This is a genomic window from Shewanella sp. SM68, assembly GCF_025653925.1.
Lineage (GTDB): Bacteria > Pseudomonadota > Gammaproteobacteria > Enterobacterales > Shewanellaceae > Shewanella > Shewanella oncorhynchi.
Genome location: NZ_JAKKRU010000001.1, coordinates 428,072 through 444,577 on the forward strand (window position 1 = coordinate 428,072; position 16,506 = coordinate 444,577).

A 16,506-nucleotide genomic window follows, 5' to 3' on the forward strand; every position below is an offset into this window, starting at 1 on the left:
ATAGTCATACTCACAATGTGCGTGGTTTGAAGTATTAAAAGCCAAAACCATAAGGCGAAATAGCCGATGAGATAAATCCACTCCCCTCTTAAATATAAAAAGAGGAGTGATACTTTTATTCAATCGATATCAATCAAGCCAACTTAAAGGCTTTTATTTTGGGCAGATGGGCAGCGAGTTGGGGGAATTTGTGGGGCTGAACGTCATCCCAATCAATCGAATAATAGGCGCTTAATTCACTGGCGAGTTGCTGATTATCGAACATCTCATCATTCACCGAAAATATACACATGGCCTTGTGGGTATTCTTTTCACGAAATTGCGACACGCACTTATTAGCAATATCGGCATATTCTTCTGGGCGGTCAATCTTGCCCTGCATATTATTTTCTGGGTGCAAATTAGGGTTAATCAGCACAGATTTAAGACCATTTAAAAATCCAATCCGCTCGGCCCAATAAGCTCCGAGTCCTACGCCAACCATTAACGGCGCGGGATCGTCGCTATGCTGCATTTGCTTGGCGACTTCCTTAAGCAAGTGTTGCATGTCGTGCTTAGGGTGCAAGGTGCTGTAACTGATCAAACGCACATCAGGGTCAATAAATTGCAACTGACGCATTTTTTCGTGATTACCTGGGCTAGTCGCATCAAATCCATGAAGATAGAAAATCATATCAAGGCCTTTTAATCATTTTTGATTACAGTGAATTAACTAACCCTAGCAAAAGAGTGATCTCACACCTTGCGCTACATCAAACTTTCGCCTGTTGAGCCAAACAAATTTGCTCGGCAAGCTGCTTGGCATTTTCCCAACGGGCCGTATTATCGAGCGCAGCTGCCGTTTGCGCGGCATTGGGTTTAAGTAAACTCGCAGGATACTGTGGCGCGCTCGCAGGCCAAGTAAAGCCATCGAGTAGCGACATTACGCCCGCATTGTCATTACACACTAAAATCATGTCGCAACCTGCGGCTAAGGCGGCGCTGGCCCTTGCACGGTAATCGCCCGCAAATCCTGCGCCTTGCATGCCGAGATCGTCAGAGAAAATCACCCCGTTAAAGCCAAGTTCTTTACGCAGCACTTGTTTTAGCCAGTATTCAGAGAATCCCGCAGAGTTAGGGTCGACTTTAGGGTAAACCACGTGCGCGGGCATCACGCCTAATAACTTTTCTTTTGCGATCAATTCTTTAAACGGCAGGATATCCTTTGCAAAAATGGCCTCGGCATCACGATCATCAATGGGTTTCTCGTAGTGCGAATCCGCCACGACACTGCCGTGCCCGGGGAAATGTTTACCCACGGCGGCCATGCCAGCTGCGGCCATGCCAGCAATAAAACTTTCGGCCAGTGTAATGACCTCGGCGGGCTCTGGGCTAAAGCTGCGTTTACCTATGACTTGGCTTACACCGTTTAAGTCCAATACGGGCGCGAAACTTAAGTCGATATCGCAAGCCAGTAATTCAATCGCCATCAAGAAACCGAGCTCACAGGCCCAACGCTTGGCCAATACCATATCGCCCTTTGCTGCGGGTAAAATGTCGCCCATGGCGGGAATAATGGTAAAGCCATCGCGGAAGCGTTGTACTCGGCCACCCTCGTGATCAACGGCAATTAATATTTCTGGGCGTATTTGGCGTATCTGTTGTACCAGACGGATCAACTGATCACGGCTCGAAAAATTGCGGGAAAATAGGATTAAACCACCCACCTGTGGATGGCGTAGCATCTCAGATTCAGCCTCACTGACGTCCAACGACAGTAAATCCAACATTAAATAGCTCATACTTCTCCCTAAAAATATTCATTAATACTCAAAAAATAACCACTCAAGCCATAAGTAGTCCACGCTCACAAAAAAGCTAAAAAAAGCGAGCCACCTACCCTTGTAGCGCTATCGAAGCCTGTATTCTTGGCCATAAAATGGCCTGTAAAAAAGTCCCAATTAAGTTCAGCTTATCCGAACTATTACGAATAAAAAAAACTAATGTGAATTGTCACACTAATCTATGGGATACTGGCGTTAGAGTATCACACAAGCAGATTTCGCATGAAAGAATGCCGCCACTGACCAGAGTACACGCGCAAGATTAGCGTGCTTCAATCTACAGAGCGAGCAATCCAATGCACTCAGACTAAAATAATAAACAAGACACAACAGGACTTCTATCATGATTAGCGTATTTGACATGTTCAAGATCGGCATAGGTCCATCGAGTTCACATACCGTCGGCCCAATGAAAGCGGGCAAAATCTTTATGCAAAACCTGACTGACTCAGGACTCGTGACCCAGATTGATGAATTAAGAGCCGAACTCTTTGGCTCCCTCGGCCAAACAGGCAAAGGCCACGGCACGGGCAAAGCAGTGATTTTAGGCTTAATGGGCGAAGATCCCGAAACCGTGGACACTGACAGTATCGACGGTATTTTAGAACACGTCTCCAAGGACGAAACCTTAACGCTGCACTGTGGCAAAGTGGTTAAGTTTACCCGTGAGCAAGGCATTACCTATCACAGACGCAAAACGCTACCTGCGCATGCTAACGCCATGACCTTGTACGCTTACTGTAAAGGAGAATGCATTTTTGATCGCACTTACTACTCAGTGGGTGGCGGCTTTATTTTAGATGAAGATGAAATTAGCCAACGTAATGCATCGCCAGCCTCACAAATTGAATCGGCTCCTTTTGATTTTGTGAGTGCGGCTCATTTACTGGAATTATGCGGCGAGCAAGGTCTCAGCATTTCTTCTTTGATGATGGCGAACGAACTGAGTTTAGCCTCTGAAGAGGAAGTCAAAGCCAAGCTGTGGAATATTTGGCAGACGATGAAAACCTGTATCGAACGCGGTTATCAGAAGGAAGGCATTTTACCTGGCGGCCTAAAACTGCGTCGTCGTGCTCCTGCACTGTACCGCCGTTTGAAAGCCGAAGGCCGTAACAATGTCGATCCATTAACCGCTATGGATTGGGTCGATTTATTCGCCCTGTCGGTCAACGAGCAAAATGCGGCCGGTGATCGCGTCGTGACTGCGCCAACAAACGGTGCTGCGGGAATTATTCCTGCCGTATTATGCTATTACGATACCTTCGTACAAGAAGTGGATATCGATGTCTGCGCCCGTTATTTATTAACTGCCGCTGCAATTGGTATTTTGTACAAGAAAAATGCCTCAATTTCGGGCGCCGAAGTCGGTTGCCAAGGTGAAGTGGGCGTGGCCTGTTCTATGGCCGCTGGTGCACTGACTGAAATCATGGGCGGTACGGTTGAGCACGTTGAAAACGCGGCTGAAATCGGCATGGAACATAACTTAGGTTTAACCTGCGATCCTGTGGGCGGCCTAGTGCAAGTGCCTTGTATCGAACGTAATGCCATGGGCGCGATTAAAGCGATTAACGCCTCTCGTATGGCCCTGCGTGGCGACGGTAACCATAAGGTTTCACTGGATAAAGTGATCAAAACCATGATGGATACCGGCAGAGATATGCGCAGCAAATACAAAGAAACCGCCAAAGGCGGCCTAGCAGTCAACATTGTTGAGTGCTAAGTGCTGAGTGTTAGTTCACTCTCGTTAATCGCTTTAATCGCACCATAAAAAATGCCGCAACTCACTAAGTTGCGGCATTTTTGTTTTAGCGCATCGGCGTGACTGCTGAATCGGCTATTTAAGGCTTAAAGTACAAGCTATGGAACTTAAGGTGCTCTTCAATAAAGCTCGCGATGAAGTAGTAGCTGTGATCGTACCCCGCTTGCATCCGCACATCCAAGGGATAACCCTTGGCATGGGCGATATCCACTAACGATTGTGGCATCAATTGGGTGTCTAAAAAGCTGTCAGCTTCACCTTGGTCAATCAGTACTGGCACTTCGCTAATCGCGAGCTTAAGCAACTCACAGGCATCATACTGGCGCCAATGTTCACGATTTTCACCTAAGTACTCGCTAAAGGCTTTAATACCCCAAGGTGCATTACTCGGATTCGAAATCGGGCTAAAGGCTGAAATGGAGCTATATCTGTGTGGATTACTCAGACCAATCACCAAAGCACCATGACCGCCCATTGAATGGCCGGAGATAGCGCGCTGGGTAGTGACAGGAAAATGCGCTTCAATCAAGGTAGGCAGCTCATGGACTATGTAATCGTACATTTTGTAATGACGATTCCAAGGTGCTTTTGTCGCATTGAGGTAAAAACCCGCGCCTAAGCCTAAATCGTAAGCTTTATCCGCCGCATCGGGCACATCGTCACCGCGAGGACTGGTATCAGGGGCGACAATCGCCATCCCAAGTACCGCTGCCATGCGCTGTGCACCCGCCTTCTGCATAAAGTTTTCATCGGTACAGGTTAGACCTGAAAGCCAATACAGCACAGGCACTGGTTTATTCACCGCCTCAGGCGGCAGATAAATGGCAAAGCGCATCTCGCAGTTTAATGACTGAGATTGATGGCGATACTGCTTATGCCAACCGCCAAAACTCTTGTTACAACTGATATTTTCTATGGTCATACAAGTCCTTTTAAGCTCAATCTTTTAGCGCTATTTATAACGTTAGTCTTAGCGTTAGTCATGGCGCTTATCGTCAGCTCCGTTGGCAACACAGCAGACAGATTTGCACCTGTCTGCCCGTTAGTCACATCAAGCTGAAGCATCAACTTAGCGTGCAAAATCGCTTATTTATCAAAATGGATCACGCTGCGAATGCTCTTACCTTGGTGCATCAGCTCAAACGCTTCATTGATTTGCTCAAGCCCCATAGTATGAGTGATAAAATCATCGAGCTTAAACTCACCCGCTAAGTAACGCTCAACAATGTGTGGCAGCTCAGAACGCCCTTTCACCCCGCCAAAGGCAGAACCGCGCCATACTCGGCCAGTCACTAATTGGAATGGACGGGTTGAAATCTCTTGACCAGCACCGGCAACACCTATGATGACTGATTCACCCCAACCCTTATGGCAACACTCTAAGGCGCTGCGCATCACGTTGACGTTGCCGATACACTCGAATGAGTAATCCACGCCGCCATCGGTCATTTCAACGATCACCTCTTGGATGGGCTTATCGAGTAATTTAGGATTGATGCAATCGGTCGCGCCGAGTTTTTTGGCTAACTCGAATTTAGACTCATTAATATCAATCGCGATAATGCGACTGGCTTTGGCCATAGTAGCACCGATAATCGCCGATAAACCGATACCGCCGAGGCCAAAAATCGCCACGGTCGCACCTTCTTCCACTTTGGCCGTGTTCATCACAGCGCCCATACCTGTGGTTACGCCGCAACCTAACAGACAAATTTCTTCTAATGGCGCGCTCTTATTGACTTTAGCCAATGAGATTTCAGGTAACACGGTATATTCAGAGAAGGTCGAGCAGCCCATGTAATGGAAAATAGGCTTGCCATCGAGATAAAAACGCGTGGTGCCATCGGGCATTAAGCCTTTACCTTGGGTCGCGCGAATTTTTTGGCACAGGTTAGTTTTGCCCGATAGGCAGAACTTACACTCGCCGCACTCTGGGGTATAAAGTGGGATCACATGATCGCCCACTTGTACGCTGGTCACACCCTCGCCCACTTGCTCAACGATACCGCCGCCTTCGTGGCCAAGAATCGCCGGGAATACCCCTTCTGGATCGTCGCCGCTCAAGGTAAACGCATCCGTGTGACACACGCCTGTAGCCACAATGCGCACTAAGACTTCGCCCGCTTTAGGTAACATCACATCCACTTCTTCAATCTTAAGTGGTTGTCCTGGTCCCCAAGCAACAGCGGCCTTTGATTTAATAAACTGCGGTTTTTCGTTCGACATTGTTACGTCCCTTGAATAGGTAATAGGAGTAAGTCATTGGTGTATCATAAATTCAATTCAGGCCAAGCAAACTCTTGCGCCCATTGCACTGATGCTACTGAATAGGAGGATTGTATTTGTTTCTCAGCGAGAGACAATCTAGTATTCAAGCAATTCATTTTTACTGAGTAACAACAATGTATCTCTGGGACGGCATTTCTGAATTTGTCGCAGTGGCCGAGGCCGAAAGTTTTACCCTAGCAGCGCAGCGGCTGAATATCTCCACCGCCCATGTTAGCCGCCAAGTGAGCACCTTAGAAAACCGCCTCGGCACAAAACTCTTTTACCGCACCACCCGCAAAGTGTCGTTAACCGAAGAAGGCACGATTTACTATCGTCATTGCCGCCAATTACAAACTGGGTTAGAAGAAGCCGAGCGCGCCATCTCAAACCTAAAGGACTCACCCCAAGGCTTAGTCAAACTCACAGCGCCCGTCGCCTATGGCGAGAAATTTATCATGCCGTTACTCAATGATTTTATGGTGCAATATCCCAGTGTTGAATTTAGCGTCGACTTAACCAATCGCACCTTGGACTTGATTGAAGGCGGTTATGATCTGGCGATTCGCCTCGGAAAACTCGCCGATTCAAGCCTGATGGCCAAACCGCTCAGCAGCCGTACCCACTATGTCGCCGCCTCACCAAGCTATGTGGAAAAATACGGTCAGCCCCATACCTTATCTGAGCTTAACCAGCACAATTGTTTGATCGGTAATCATAATTACTGGCGCTTTGTCGAAAATGGCCGCGAGCGCAATATTAAAGTCCGCGGCAATCTCAATTGTAACAGTGGCTACGCATTAAGGGATGCGGCACTAAAGGGCATAGGGATAGTTCAACTGCCTGATTATTATATTGAAGAAGATATTCAAGCCGGACGGTTACTCTCCTTCCTTGACAGTCACCGCGAAGCCAAAGAAGGCATTTGGGCACTCTATCCGCAAAATCGCCACCTGTCGGCCAAGATCCGTGTATTGGTCGATTACCTTGCCGAAAAACTCGCCGAGCAGGATTAAGTACTGTTTGAGCAGATTGATTGGTAGCAGACAAAACGGCACAAACTAGCGCCAGTTTTCCCGCAAAGTGTAATACAACATGCCTAACGCCAGCGCTTGATTGCCGAACCATTCATTTAAAGGAATGCGGATATGGCGCATGGCGGCAAACAAATCAAATTCACGCAATTGCCCGTCCATAGCATTGGCCATGATCTCGGCCATAATGTGTGATGTCGCCACTCCGTGCCCAGAATATCCTTGGCAATAGAACACATTAGGCGACACTTTGCCGAGCTGCGGGATACGGTTAATCACAATTCCTGCCATTCCCGCCCACGCAAATTCGATATTAACGCCCTTTAATTGTGGAAACGTACGCTCAATCGCGGGCCGTAATTCCGCAGCCACATTTTTAGGATCGCGGCCGCTGTAGTTAGTGCCGCCGCCGAACATCAGCCGTTTATCCGCGGTCAGGCGATAGTAATCCAGTACAAAGCGGCAATCATACACGGCTAAATCCTGCGGATTGATTTGCAAAGCGACATCATCGGGCAGAATCGCAGTGGCGCAATTGCCTAAGGACGCCGGAAATAACATACCACGCAGTTTTGGACGGGCGAGTTTATGGTAAGCATTACCGGCGATCAGCACACTGTTGGCGCGCACTTTTCCCTTGGCTGTGACAACAGTCGCCACATCGCCTTCTTCAATATCAAGTACGGGTGAGTGTTCAAAGATTAACGCCCCAAGACCTGCTGCCGCGCGGGCTTCACCCAGGCATAAATTGACTGAGTGCAAATGCATGTTGCGCCGATTGACTAAGCCGCCGTGATACAAGGGCGAGCCTAAATAGGCAGGCATTTCATCGGCGGATACCAGCGTCATAAATTCACCCATGCCGCGGCGCTGCGCCTCATCATGCATAGCCCTAAGCTCGTGCATGTGCTTTGGCTGGTAAGCGGTTTGGATATGACCAAACTTTAAATCACAGTTTATGCCGTACTTGGCCACCCGATTTTTAATAATATCGTGGCCGCGCCAACGCATATTCCACACATAATCCTCAGCTTCATTGCCGATTTGACGGCGCAGCTGTTTTGTCATCGCAACATCGCCGGACAAACTGCCCGTCACCTGCCCACCGTTGCGTCCAGTCGCGCCCCACGCAATTTTATTGGCCTCAATAAGCGCCACTTTGTAGCCCTTCTCAGATAATTCCAACGCCGTTGCCACGCCAGTAAAACCGCCACCGACAATCGCCACATCGACTCGAATGTCGCCTTCAAGCGCAGGATAATCTGACTCTTGGTCAATGGTGGCATTGTAGTAGGAGGCGCAACGCTCTGCTGACATGGTCATTCCTTGATGTTGGAAGTTAACTGTTGAAAATTAACTGTTGAAAGTTGAAAGCTGAAAGTGAGTGTTAAGTCTTAGTTCTGGGCTCTCAGTTCTTCTGGACACTCAGTTTTAGGACACTCGTTTTAACGCGGCATTATACCGACGTTGTTTTATATTTTTTACAAGTGTTCAGAATTTGTGAGTATATCTGAGTTGAGATCGAGGTCAACAGTGAATTGCGATAACTATTTGCAGGACATGACAAAGGGAGTTGAGCTGGCTGCAGGCTCCTCTTGAAGAACCTGAAATGGAGGTGCTTGAGATGGAAGCTTCTGAAATGGCGGTACCTAAAATTAAGGCACTAAAATTAAGGTACCTAAGATAGAGACTCCGAATGTTAAGGCGCGGCTGATTTTATCTTTTAAGCCTTATACTTTTTGCTGGTTTAAGATAGGCTTGTGCGGCGTCATCCTCTTTTTATCTCAGCAACCTAGAGTCCATTATGCCACTAATGCCAATTACCCAGCCACTTGTCCAATTGCCGTTTTCCCAAGCGTGTGAAAACAACAAAGCGCCGATTTTAGCGGTATTAACACAAGCATTCTCACTCAACCAACATGTACTCGAAATCGGCAGTGGCACAGCGCAACATGCTGTGTATTTTGCAGCAAATCTTCCCCTTCTAATCTGGCAAACCAGCGATCAAGCTGAATATATTGAGGTAATTACCGCAAGGTGTATGCATGAAGGCAAGCTACCCAATGCAGCGGCAAACCTACGCTTACCACTTACCCTTGATGTCACTGTGCCATGGCCGATAGAGGGATTAACACCTGATATTGATGGCGTATTTACTGCGAACACTTTGCATATTATGAGCAAAAATATGGTTGAAGCGTTTTTTAGCGGTCTTGGTCTGTACCTGCCCCAACTCAAGACCCTGTGTATTTACGGCCCCTTTAACTACCAAGGCGAATTTAGCAGTGACAGCAATCGCCAGTTTGATACCTTTTTAAAACAGCGGGATCCCGCCAGCGGCATTCGTGATATTGAATGGATTTGCAGTTTAGCCAGCGAGCAAGGCTTAACACTGAAGCAAGATGTGGCTATGCCCGCCAATAATCGACTACTGCATTTTGTTAGAGACTCGTTTTTTGTTAAAAGCTAGCTTTGGTTTAGTCCGTTTTGGCCTCGGCGGTTCTGTGTCCATAGCTCAGTACTCGGGTAGCTTTCCACTGTTCGTTCTGTTTGCGCCACACAATGACAAAGTCGGCTAGGCCATCACAGCTACCTGTTTCAAAGCTGCAAAAACGATGAACGCCTTGCTCTATCGCGCCAAACTCTTTCACCGGAAACACTTTCATCGTGCCCGCAACTAACTCGCGGCGGTAATGGCCACAGGCATATTTTTCGGTATTAGCGATCATGTCCTTGCGGTTCCAAGTGACGCCACCCGTGTCGTGGTAAAACTCTACATCTTCAGTGAAAAAGTCAGCGTGTTTCTTTAGTTCAGCGGGGACGGCGCACTTATTGAAACTGTCGAACACAGCAAAATCCACCGCTGCAATTTGGGTAGATAAAGTGTCTGTAAGTGCAGTAGCGGGCTGCGCAATGTCAGTTTGTGGAGCATCAGCGGTTTTATCCGATGCTGCTTTAGCTAATGTTGGCGTATCTGTGGCAACAGCAGGTTCGGTAGTGGCGAGTGACAAAGTTAAAACAGTGACTGTGGCTAGGCTATAAAATGCTGGATTCATATTCTCTCCGTAAATATTGGCAATACATTTTGTATGGCGACGATTCACGTCACAAACATGAATGCACCACGAAACATGAAGTCACATTGCCAGCAAAGCTTATGCCAGTTAAAATATCTATATTAATCATATTGATATAGCTTCATATTACGTTACGCAATTTTGTGCGGTGATAGTTTCTGATTATTCTCACTATTTTTTAGTGATTTATCCGACGACAGTCAGACTCAGATCATCATACTCAGTGCCTTATGCTCAATGCGCTCAATCAGGATGACTATGCTAGCGAGCAACACGTCGAATATACGGGCTATCACACTGTTATTAAACACTAAAAATTTACACTGCCTTTACACAAAAGAGAGACATCCAAGCTTGAAGCTATAATTAAGAATAATTATCATTCGCCAAAATTACCGAAGGAAGAATGATATGCCCCGCTTTATCCGTCGCACTCGCCAAACCTCGCATCTATCTCATGCAACACAGACACCTATGTTGAGCCAGCTATCACGCGCTATTGGTTTATGTTTGTTATTACCTGCAGCATGGGCTAGTGCTGCAAATACGCAAGATACCACTCCAGAAATGGAACGCATGGTGATCACAGCAACACAAACTAAACACTCGGAGCTTTCGGCGCCCGCTTCGGTGTCCGTGATTAACCGCAGTGAACTTGAAGCTTTAGTCATAGACGATCTTGCTAGCGCAGTCCGTTATTTACAGGGTGTGAACATCAGCGAAGGCACGCCCTATGGTCGCAATGAAATCAGCCTGCGAGGTTTAGATTCAGATTACACTTTAATCTTGATTAATGGCCGCCGCATTAACTCCCGCGAAGCATTAACCTCTGGTTATGGCAACGATTTTGACTTGTCCTCTATTCCAATGTCTGCCATTGAACGTATCGAAGTTGTGCGTGGGCCTATGTCATCCCTCTACGGCTCAGAAGCTTTAGGCGGTGTGGTTAACGTCATACTGCGTCAACCGACTGAAGACTGGCAAACCAGTGTTGGCGTGCAATACGATGCACCTACCAGTGGCAAGGGTGGCGATAGCACTAAGTACAATTTCTACAGCAGTGGCGCGCTGATCAAAGATAAATTACTGGCAAACTTAATCGTCGACAGCAATAAACGCGATGCATGGCGCTCGGACTTAAAACCCACTATTGATGCGCTAGAAGACAGGGATGAAATCAGCGCCCTCGCCAATTTACAATGGCTGATTGATAACCAGCAAGATCTGCAATTTGACTTAAGTTACGCCAACGATGAACGCGAGTCTGATTGGAATAACTACGGCACGATTCTCACCAATAACCAACACGCGGAGCGGATAAGTTCAGGTCTGACCCATAATGGCCACTGGAACTGGGGCGACACTCGCCTGCGCTATTACTATGAAAATGTTGAGGTGACTGACGACTCAGCGTTAATCGCCGAGATAGGTAATATCACCCAAACCAACCACAATCTCGACGGTCAAACTACTGTCCTGCTTGGCGATCACATGTTAACCAGCGGTGCAGAATACCGTTGGACCCAGCTCGAAAATAGCCGCAATATTTTAGGTGATGGCACCTTAGACGACAGCCAATCGGCATTGTATCTACAAGATGAATTTAGCTTAGGCGAACTCAATATCACTTTAGGTGGGCGCATCGATCACCACGATGTGTACGGCACCGAATTTAGCCCACGCTTGTATTTGGTGTATAACTTAAGCTCTGAATGGGTCATTAAAGGTGGTGGCGGCAAAGCCTTTAAAGCACCAAATATGGCGCAATCCCAAGCCGATTATATTATCCCCGCTTGTCGTGGCGCCTGTACCGTTGCGGGAAATCCTGATCTTCAACCCGAAACCTCAGTGAACTACGAGTTATCGACCCAATATCAAACCACGGATTTTGGTGGCTCGATCACCTACTTCCATAACGATGTAGAAAATAAAATTATCACCGAAACTTGGAATAGAGTCCCAGGTACAGTATTAACTTACCAAAACGTGAACGAAGCTAAGATCACTGGTTGGGAATTACAAGCTTGGTACAATTTAACTCAAGATCTCAGCCTAAACGGTAATTACAGTAAAACCGATGCCGAAGATAAGCAAAATGGCGCGCCTTTTACCTTAACACCGGACGACAGCTATAACCTAAAACTGCAATGGCAGGCATTCGATGGTTTATCCACCTTTATCGCCTACCATTATACTGGCGAGCAGTATTTGCGAGCCAATGTCAAATCAGAGGGTTATGGCTCGCTCGATATAGGTGCGAATTATCAAATTAATCCTATGTTTAGACTGAAGCTTGGCGTGACTAACTTAACGGATTCTGAACGTGACCAAGTTGCCACCGACCTTGATTATATTCAAAAGAGTCGCAGTATTTATGCTGGGGTAACTGCAAGTTTCTAAGCTCTACAAGCCAGAAACTAATGTGTAATTGCAGCTCTGCTACTCAACATTAAACATCATAGGCGAAGCCCGTTTTGGCTTCGCCTATTGTTTTAAGACCAAAATGAATATCACAGATCAGACTAGAAAAAGTAAAATCAATATCTTTTCTAAAATATAGAATTTTTAAATAAACATCAAAAATATAAATTACATAATCCAGATTTAAATCATTAGTCTTTTACATTCCGCAATATAACCTTGATCATACTTTAACGCTAAAAAATAACTCACCCGTTAACCTTTGATAACGATCAAGGTTTTGTCATATTAAAAAACTATTATACACACGCAAGACTGCTAAAGCTTGAGGTGTAAAATTATCGATTATTAAACTTACGCACCAAGCAAAAGCGATATTATCTTTCCGTTTATATCACTAATAAAACAGCGAGAAAAATACAGTTCCAACTTCAAGTTACATATTTCATAGCTAGATATATGATTTACTCGCTTCAAAATGATGATTTAACCAACAATAAAAAAGGGAAATAACATGCTTAAAAAGATGATGCTAATGTGCGCACTGTGCTTTTCAACGAATTTAATGGCGGTATCACTTGCCGACAGTCATTCTGAAAGATCTGACTGTGAATCCTGCCATAAAGATAAAAAACCTTCAGCGGATTATGTTTTTGAAAATCAGCAATGTGTATCATGCCATGGAGAAATGAAAACACTCGCAGGCGAAGCTCATACTAAACATGATGGCGTTTTAACATGCACCAATTGCCATATCGCTCATCAAGAAAAAGCACCAGCAGATGCTTGCAAAGAATGCCATTAATTCACTAAAAATCTAAAACCAAAGGCCGAAGAATTATTTATTTTGAATGGAACCATTAGGCAGGATGCCACTTGACCCAACCTCCAAGGGTGTTTGCCATCTATTGCTCACAGGTGGCAATTTTTACCTCCATTTTTATATCCTTACAATATGTGTAACGGCTCAATACTTAGCTCAGAATCCCATGTCAGGCAAATAGGGCAAGTTTAATTGTGCTAGGTAAGCCATAGACGACTCTCAGGGGATTGTTCTCAAGAATGCCAATGCCTTTTCTAGGTCACGGGTGCGCGCCATCGGTGGCAGCGAGTTTAAAAAAGCTTGGCCATAGTAGCGATTCACAATGCGATTATCGCAAAGGATCAGCACACCACGATCTTTTTCATCACGAATAAGACGGCCAACACCTTGTTTCAGCGCAATAATCGCCTGCGGTAACGACACTTCAGTAAAAGGATCGAGTCCCTGACGACTCACATTGTCGGCTCGGGCGCGATACAGGGGCTCATCGGGCGACACAAAAGGTAATTTGTCGATAATCACGCAGCTTAACAATTTGCCGCGCACATCCACCCCTTCCCAAAAACTACTGGTACCGAGCAATACCGCATTGCCGAGTTGGCGAAATTTAGTCAGCAGACTCTGTTTACCCGCTTGGCCTTGTACCAGCAGCGGATACTGAGTGCGAGTTCGCAGTGCCAGCGCCGCTTGTTCGAGCATTTTATGGCTGGTAAATAAAATGAAAGTCCGTCCCTGTGCCGCATCTATCGCTTGCACGCACACATCCACCAACTGCTTTAACGCTTGCTGTTGATTGGTCACGCTCCCAAGTTGTCTCGGCACACAAAATACCGCTTGGCGGGGATAATCGAAGGGACTGTTGAGAATACTTTGCTGCGCATCGACGATACCCATTTCTCGGGCAAAATGAACAAGACTGCGGTTAACCTGCAAAGTTGCCGAGGTAAATATCCAGCTGGTTTCGGGCACAAATAATTGTTGGCACTCACGGGCAATATTGATTGGTGAAATTCGCAGCACCACAAAGCGACTACCAAATTCGATGCAGTAGGCCGCCAGATTATTATCGCAGTTAAAAAACACACTAAGCTTATTATTCAGCTCAGCCAACTTGATGGCGATATCATCTAACAATTCACTGCGGCCAATATGGGCCATTAATAAATTCTGCAGCGCAGTTAATTCCGCTAATAAATCCCATGACGCCCCTGCGAGCGCTTTATTGCCCAGCACTAAACGCCAATCGGATTCGCCGCAGGAATATAACTGATTATGCCAATCACTTAATTTAGCGAGGCAACGCTGGCAAAATTGGGCGAGTTGCCCAGTATCACTGAGTTCGGTCAGATAAATAGCGAGTAGCTTTTGAATGAAATCATCGATAGTACGACTCGAACATTGCTGGCCAAAATAGTTAACGCAAATATCGGGTAATAAATGCGCTTCATCGAAAATCACCACATCAGGATCGGGTAATAACTCGGCAAAGCCCGTGTCTTTCAGTACACTATCGGCGAAAAATAAATGGTGGTTAACCACAATAATTTTGGCATCCAGAGCACGGCTGCGCGCCTTGCGGGTAAAGCAGGCATCGTAAAAATCGCAGCGCTTACCAATACAGCTTTCCTTAGTGCTGACCACAAGCGGCAGCGCCGAAGAATTCTCAGGCACTGAGGTTAAGCCGCCAATATCACCATCTTTGCAGGTGCTCGCCCACTGATTGATTTTCAACAAATCATCCAACAAACGCGCATCGATATGTGTCGCCTCACTCATTTGCTTATCGAGGCGCCACTGGCACAGATAATTATTACGCCCCTTTAGTAGCGCCAGTTTAGGCTCAATTCCCAACATGGCGACCAGCGCGGGTAAGTCTTTAAAAAACAACTGCTCTTGCAAGTTTTTACTGCCAGTACTGACGATGACTTGCTTACCGCTCAATATCGCGGGGATCAAATACGCAAAGGTTTTACCTACCCCCGTACCCGCCTCAATTACTACATTCCCCTTCGCCGCTATCGCCTCACTCACTTCCTGTGCCATCTGCATCTGGCTTGTTCGCGCACTAAATCCTTGAATATGTTTAGACAATACTCCATCGGGCAAAAATGCGCGTTGCACTTCGGACGCGAGTCGACTCACCGCAGCGGCGCCTTTTAAGGCAGAAGGCTTAGCGACGGTTTCTTTAGAGAAAGCATGCTTTGATGTCGGTTGGCGGGAGCGAGTCAAAGGGAGAATCAATCCTTTATCAAGGTGTTAGGAACGTCAGTGAAAACAGTACTGCAAGTCCACACAATAAATTGCTGAGCGAGTGCATTGTGATGACTTTAATTAACCACAAGCACTGGTTAGTGCCGCAAGCCGCGGCCGTAAACAATAGCGTTAAGCTTAACAGCTCGAAGCATTATGCTGATTTGAGATAAGACTACAAGTTAGCCGCGTAATTAACGCCAATTTAAACGTCGGTATTTGCTAACATCCGCCAAAGCATGTGCGCTAGCTGTAACAGTTCGCAAACTTCTGTCGATTTCAGCCTGCCACTAACCATTTGAAATAAATAAGCTACCTCAGCAAAGCAAAACTCTATACCATTATATACGCTCGATAACAGGATGTTTCAGTGCCCAAGCATCAATACTAAGACGCAGGTAATCAGGATGAATGATGTCAAACGTTAGTCTTATCAATTTAAAAACAAGTGACACCACAACGCTACAACGTCTGCTCCAACTTTATTATTTTGATTCAACATCTTGGAGTAAAGAAGATATAGGCATTGATGGGTTATATGATGGCTCTACAGCCTCAGATCTTGAATCCTATGTTAACTCACAAGAGGCAAAAGCCTACCTCATTTGGGTAAATGAAGTATTGATAGGCTTTGTTCTACTAGAATGGATTGAAGATGAAAAAAGGCTTATCTGGGAACTGGCTGACCTCTTTATTCTTCCTAAATATCGCGGTGGTTGGATTGCGCTCGAAGTAGTCCGTCAAATATTTGAGCAGATTAGCACACCAATACTGGTCGCTACGTTCAAAGAAAATGAACTGGCTTTGCGCTTTTTTAAAGCGGTATCAAAACGATTACAGCTTAATTCAGTACGTGAGTTAATCGAGGATGAAACTACGCCGTTTTATACATTCATCATAAATGAACACATCTAACAATCGATGTTATTCAAGTTTTTCTAAGCCACCCATTGTTTGTAGTGGTACGGTTAATTTGGCCATCTAGTTAGAATTGACCTCAGCAATGTCTACGTTTTTTGACCTTCGCCATACTTACTTATCGTAATGTGAACTA

The 16,506-nt window shown here is 46.0% G+C and carries 13 protein-coding genes; 6 read left to right on the plus strand and 7 right to left on the minus strand.

All coding sequences use genetic code 11. From position 1 onward, the window contains the following. Nucleotides 1–133 precede the first annotated feature (133 nt). Complete coding sequence (ycfP, locus tag L5M40_RS01850; protein ID WP_028759796.1) at nucleotides 134–673, minus strand: alpha/beta hydrolase YcfP; 540 nt, start codon at nucleotides 671–673, stop codon at nucleotides 134–136. A 79-nt stretch (nucleotides 674–752) separates the two neighbouring features. After that, nucleotides 753–1,781, minus strand: coding sequence for a beta-N-acetylhexosaminidase (nagZ, locus tag L5M40_RS01855; protein ID WP_263256203.1), 1,029 nt, complete (start codon nucleotides 1,779–1,781; stop codon nucleotides 753–755). Between the two features lie 385 nt (nucleotides 1,782–2,166). Here nagZ and L5M40_RS01860 point away from each other — a divergent pair, with 385 nt between their 5' ends. Then, nucleotides 2,167–3,543, plus strand: coding sequence for an L-serine ammonia-lyase (locus tag L5M40_RS01860; RefSeq protein WP_263256204.1), 1,377 nt, complete (start codon nucleotides 2,167–2,169; stop codon nucleotides 3,541–3,543). A 118-nt stretch (nucleotides 3,544–3,661) separates the two neighbouring features. Here L5M40_RS01860 and fghA read toward each other — a convergent pair whose 3' ends face one another. Beyond that, complete coding sequence (gene fghA, locus L5M40_RS01865; protein WP_248085055.1) at nucleotides 3,662–4,504, minus strand: S-formylglutathione hydrolase; 843 nt, start codon at nucleotides 4,502–4,504, stop codon at nucleotides 3,662–3,664. Nucleotides 4,505–4,668: 164 nt separating this feature from the next. Beyond that, entirely contained in the window at nucleotides 4,669–5,808 is a 1,140-nt protein-coding gene (locus tag L5M40_RS01870; RefSeq protein WP_025007830.1) for an S-(hydroxymethyl)glutathione dehydrogenase/class III alcohol dehydrogenase, read from the minus strand. Between the two features lie 176 nt (nucleotides 5,809–5,984). Between L5M40_RS01870 and L5M40_RS01875 the strand changes: the two genes are divergently transcribed. Next, nucleotides 5,985–6,863 (plus strand): LysR family transcriptional regulator, encoded by an 879-nt coding sequence (locus L5M40_RS01875; RefSeq protein ID WP_263169021.1) that lies wholly within the window; start codon nucleotides 5,985–5,987, stop codon nucleotides 6,861–6,863. A gap of 45 nt (nucleotides 6,864–6,908) precedes the next feature. Here L5M40_RS01875 and L5M40_RS01880 read toward each other — a convergent pair whose 3' ends face one another. Beyond that, a complete protein-coding gene (locus L5M40_RS01880) occupies nucleotides 6,909–8,198 on the minus strand; it encodes an NAD(P)/FAD-dependent oxidoreductase (protein ID WP_263256206.1) in 1,290 nt (429 codons plus the stop codon). 487 nt (nucleotides 8,199–8,685) lie between these two features. Here L5M40_RS01880 and L5M40_RS01885 point away from each other — a divergent pair, with 487 nt between their 5' ends. Then, entirely contained in the window at nucleotides 8,686–9,351 is a 666-nt protein-coding gene (locus tag L5M40_RS01885) for a class I SAM-dependent methyltransferase (protein WP_263177582.1), read from the plus strand. Between the two features lie 7 nt (nucleotides 9,352–9,358). Here the strand turns inward: L5M40_RS01885 and L5M40_RS01890 are convergent, their stop codons facing one another. Continuing rightward, nucleotides 9,359–9,937, minus strand: coding sequence for a nuclear transport factor 2 family protein (locus tag L5M40_RS01890; RefSeq protein ID WP_263177584.1), 579 nt, complete (start codon nucleotides 9,935–9,937; stop codon nucleotides 9,359–9,361). A 432-nt stretch (nucleotides 9,938–10,369) separates the two neighbouring features. On the opposite strand from L5M40_RS01890, the gene L5M40_RS01895 reads away from it, so the two are divergent. Both L5M40_RS01895 and L5M40_RS01900 read left to right on the plus strand, forming a co-directional pair. Next, entirely contained in the window at nucleotides 10,370–12,358 is a 1,989-nt protein-coding gene (locus L5M40_RS01895; protein WP_263177585.1) for a TonB-dependent receptor domain-containing protein, read from the plus strand. A gap of 535 nt (nucleotides 12,359–12,893) precedes the next feature. After that, complete coding sequence (locus L5M40_RS01900) at nucleotides 12,894–13,184, plus strand: cytochrome c3 family protein (protein WP_028759787.1); 291 nt, start codon at nucleotides 12,894–12,896, stop codon at nucleotides 13,182–13,184. A 237-nt stretch (nucleotides 13,185–13,421) separates the two neighbouring features. On the opposite strand, the gene L5M40_RS01905 is transcribed toward L5M40_RS01900, so the two are convergent. Then, nucleotides 13,422–15,431 (minus strand): ATP-dependent DNA helicase, encoded by a 2,010-nt coding sequence (locus L5M40_RS01905; RefSeq protein ID WP_263177586.1) that lies wholly within the window; start codon nucleotides 15,429–15,431, stop codon nucleotides 13,422–13,424. Between the two features lie 435 nt (nucleotides 15,432–15,866). Here L5M40_RS01905 and L5M40_RS01910 point away from each other — a divergent pair, with 435 nt between their 5' ends. Further along, nucleotides 15,867–16,367, plus strand: a complete 501-nt coding sequence (locus L5M40_RS01910; protein ID WP_263177587.1) for a GNAT family N-acetyltransferase — start codon at nucleotides 15,867–15,869, stop codon at nucleotides 16,365–16,367. Nucleotides 16,368–16,506 lie beyond the last annotated feature (139 nt).

What these genes read in the sequence shown, in the direction of transcription:
- L5M40_RS01900 (WP_028759787.1), top strand. Translation starts at nt 12,894, where the DNA reads ATGCTTAAAAAGATGATGCTAATGTGCGCACTGTGCTTTTCAACGAAT.
- ycfP (WP_028759796.1), bottom strand. Translation starts at nt 673, where the DNA reads ATGATTTTCTATCTTCATGGATTTGATGCGACTAGCCCAGGTAATCAC.
- fghA (WP_248085055.1), bottom strand. Translation starts at nt 4,504, where the DNA reads ATGACCATAGAAAATATCAGTTGTAACAAGAGTTTTGGCGGTTGGCAT.
- L5M40_RS01875 (WP_263169021.1), top strand. Translation starts at nt 5,985, where the DNA reads ATGTATCTCTGGGACGGCATTTCTGAATTTGTCGCAGTGGCCGAGGCC.
- L5M40_RS01910 (WP_263177587.1), top strand. Translation starts at nt 15,867, where the DNA reads ATGTCAAACGTTAGTCTTATCAATTTAAAAACAAGTGACACCACAACG.
- L5M40_RS01870 (WP_025007830.1), bottom strand. Translation starts at nt 5,808, where the DNA reads ATGTCGAACGAAAAACCGCAGTTTATTAAATCAAAGGCCGCTGTTGCT.
- L5M40_RS01895 (WP_263177585.1), top strand. Translation starts at nt 10,370, where the DNA reads ATGCCCCGCTTTATCCGTCGCACTCGCCAAACCTCGCATCTATCTCAT.
- L5M40_RS01890 (WP_263177584.1), bottom strand. Translation starts at nt 9,937, where the DNA reads ATGAATCCAGCATTTTATAGCCTAGCCACAGTCACTGTTTTAACTTTG.
- L5M40_RS01860 (WP_263256204.1), top strand. Translation starts at nt 2,167, where the DNA reads ATGATTAGCGTATTTGACATGTTCAAGATCGGCATAGGTCCATCGAGT.
- L5M40_RS01885 (WP_263177582.1), top strand. Translation starts at nt 8,686, where the DNA reads ATGCCACTAATGCCAATTACCCAGCCACTTGTCCAATTGCCGTTTTCC.
- nagZ (WP_263256203.1), bottom strand. Translation starts at nt 1,781, where the DNA reads ATGAGCTATTTAATGTTGGATTTACTGTCGTTGGACGTCAGTGAGGCT.
- L5M40_RS01880 (WP_263256206.1), bottom strand. Translation starts at nt 8,198, where the DNA reads ATGTCAGCAGAGCGTTGCGCCTCCTACTACAATGCCACCATTGACCAA.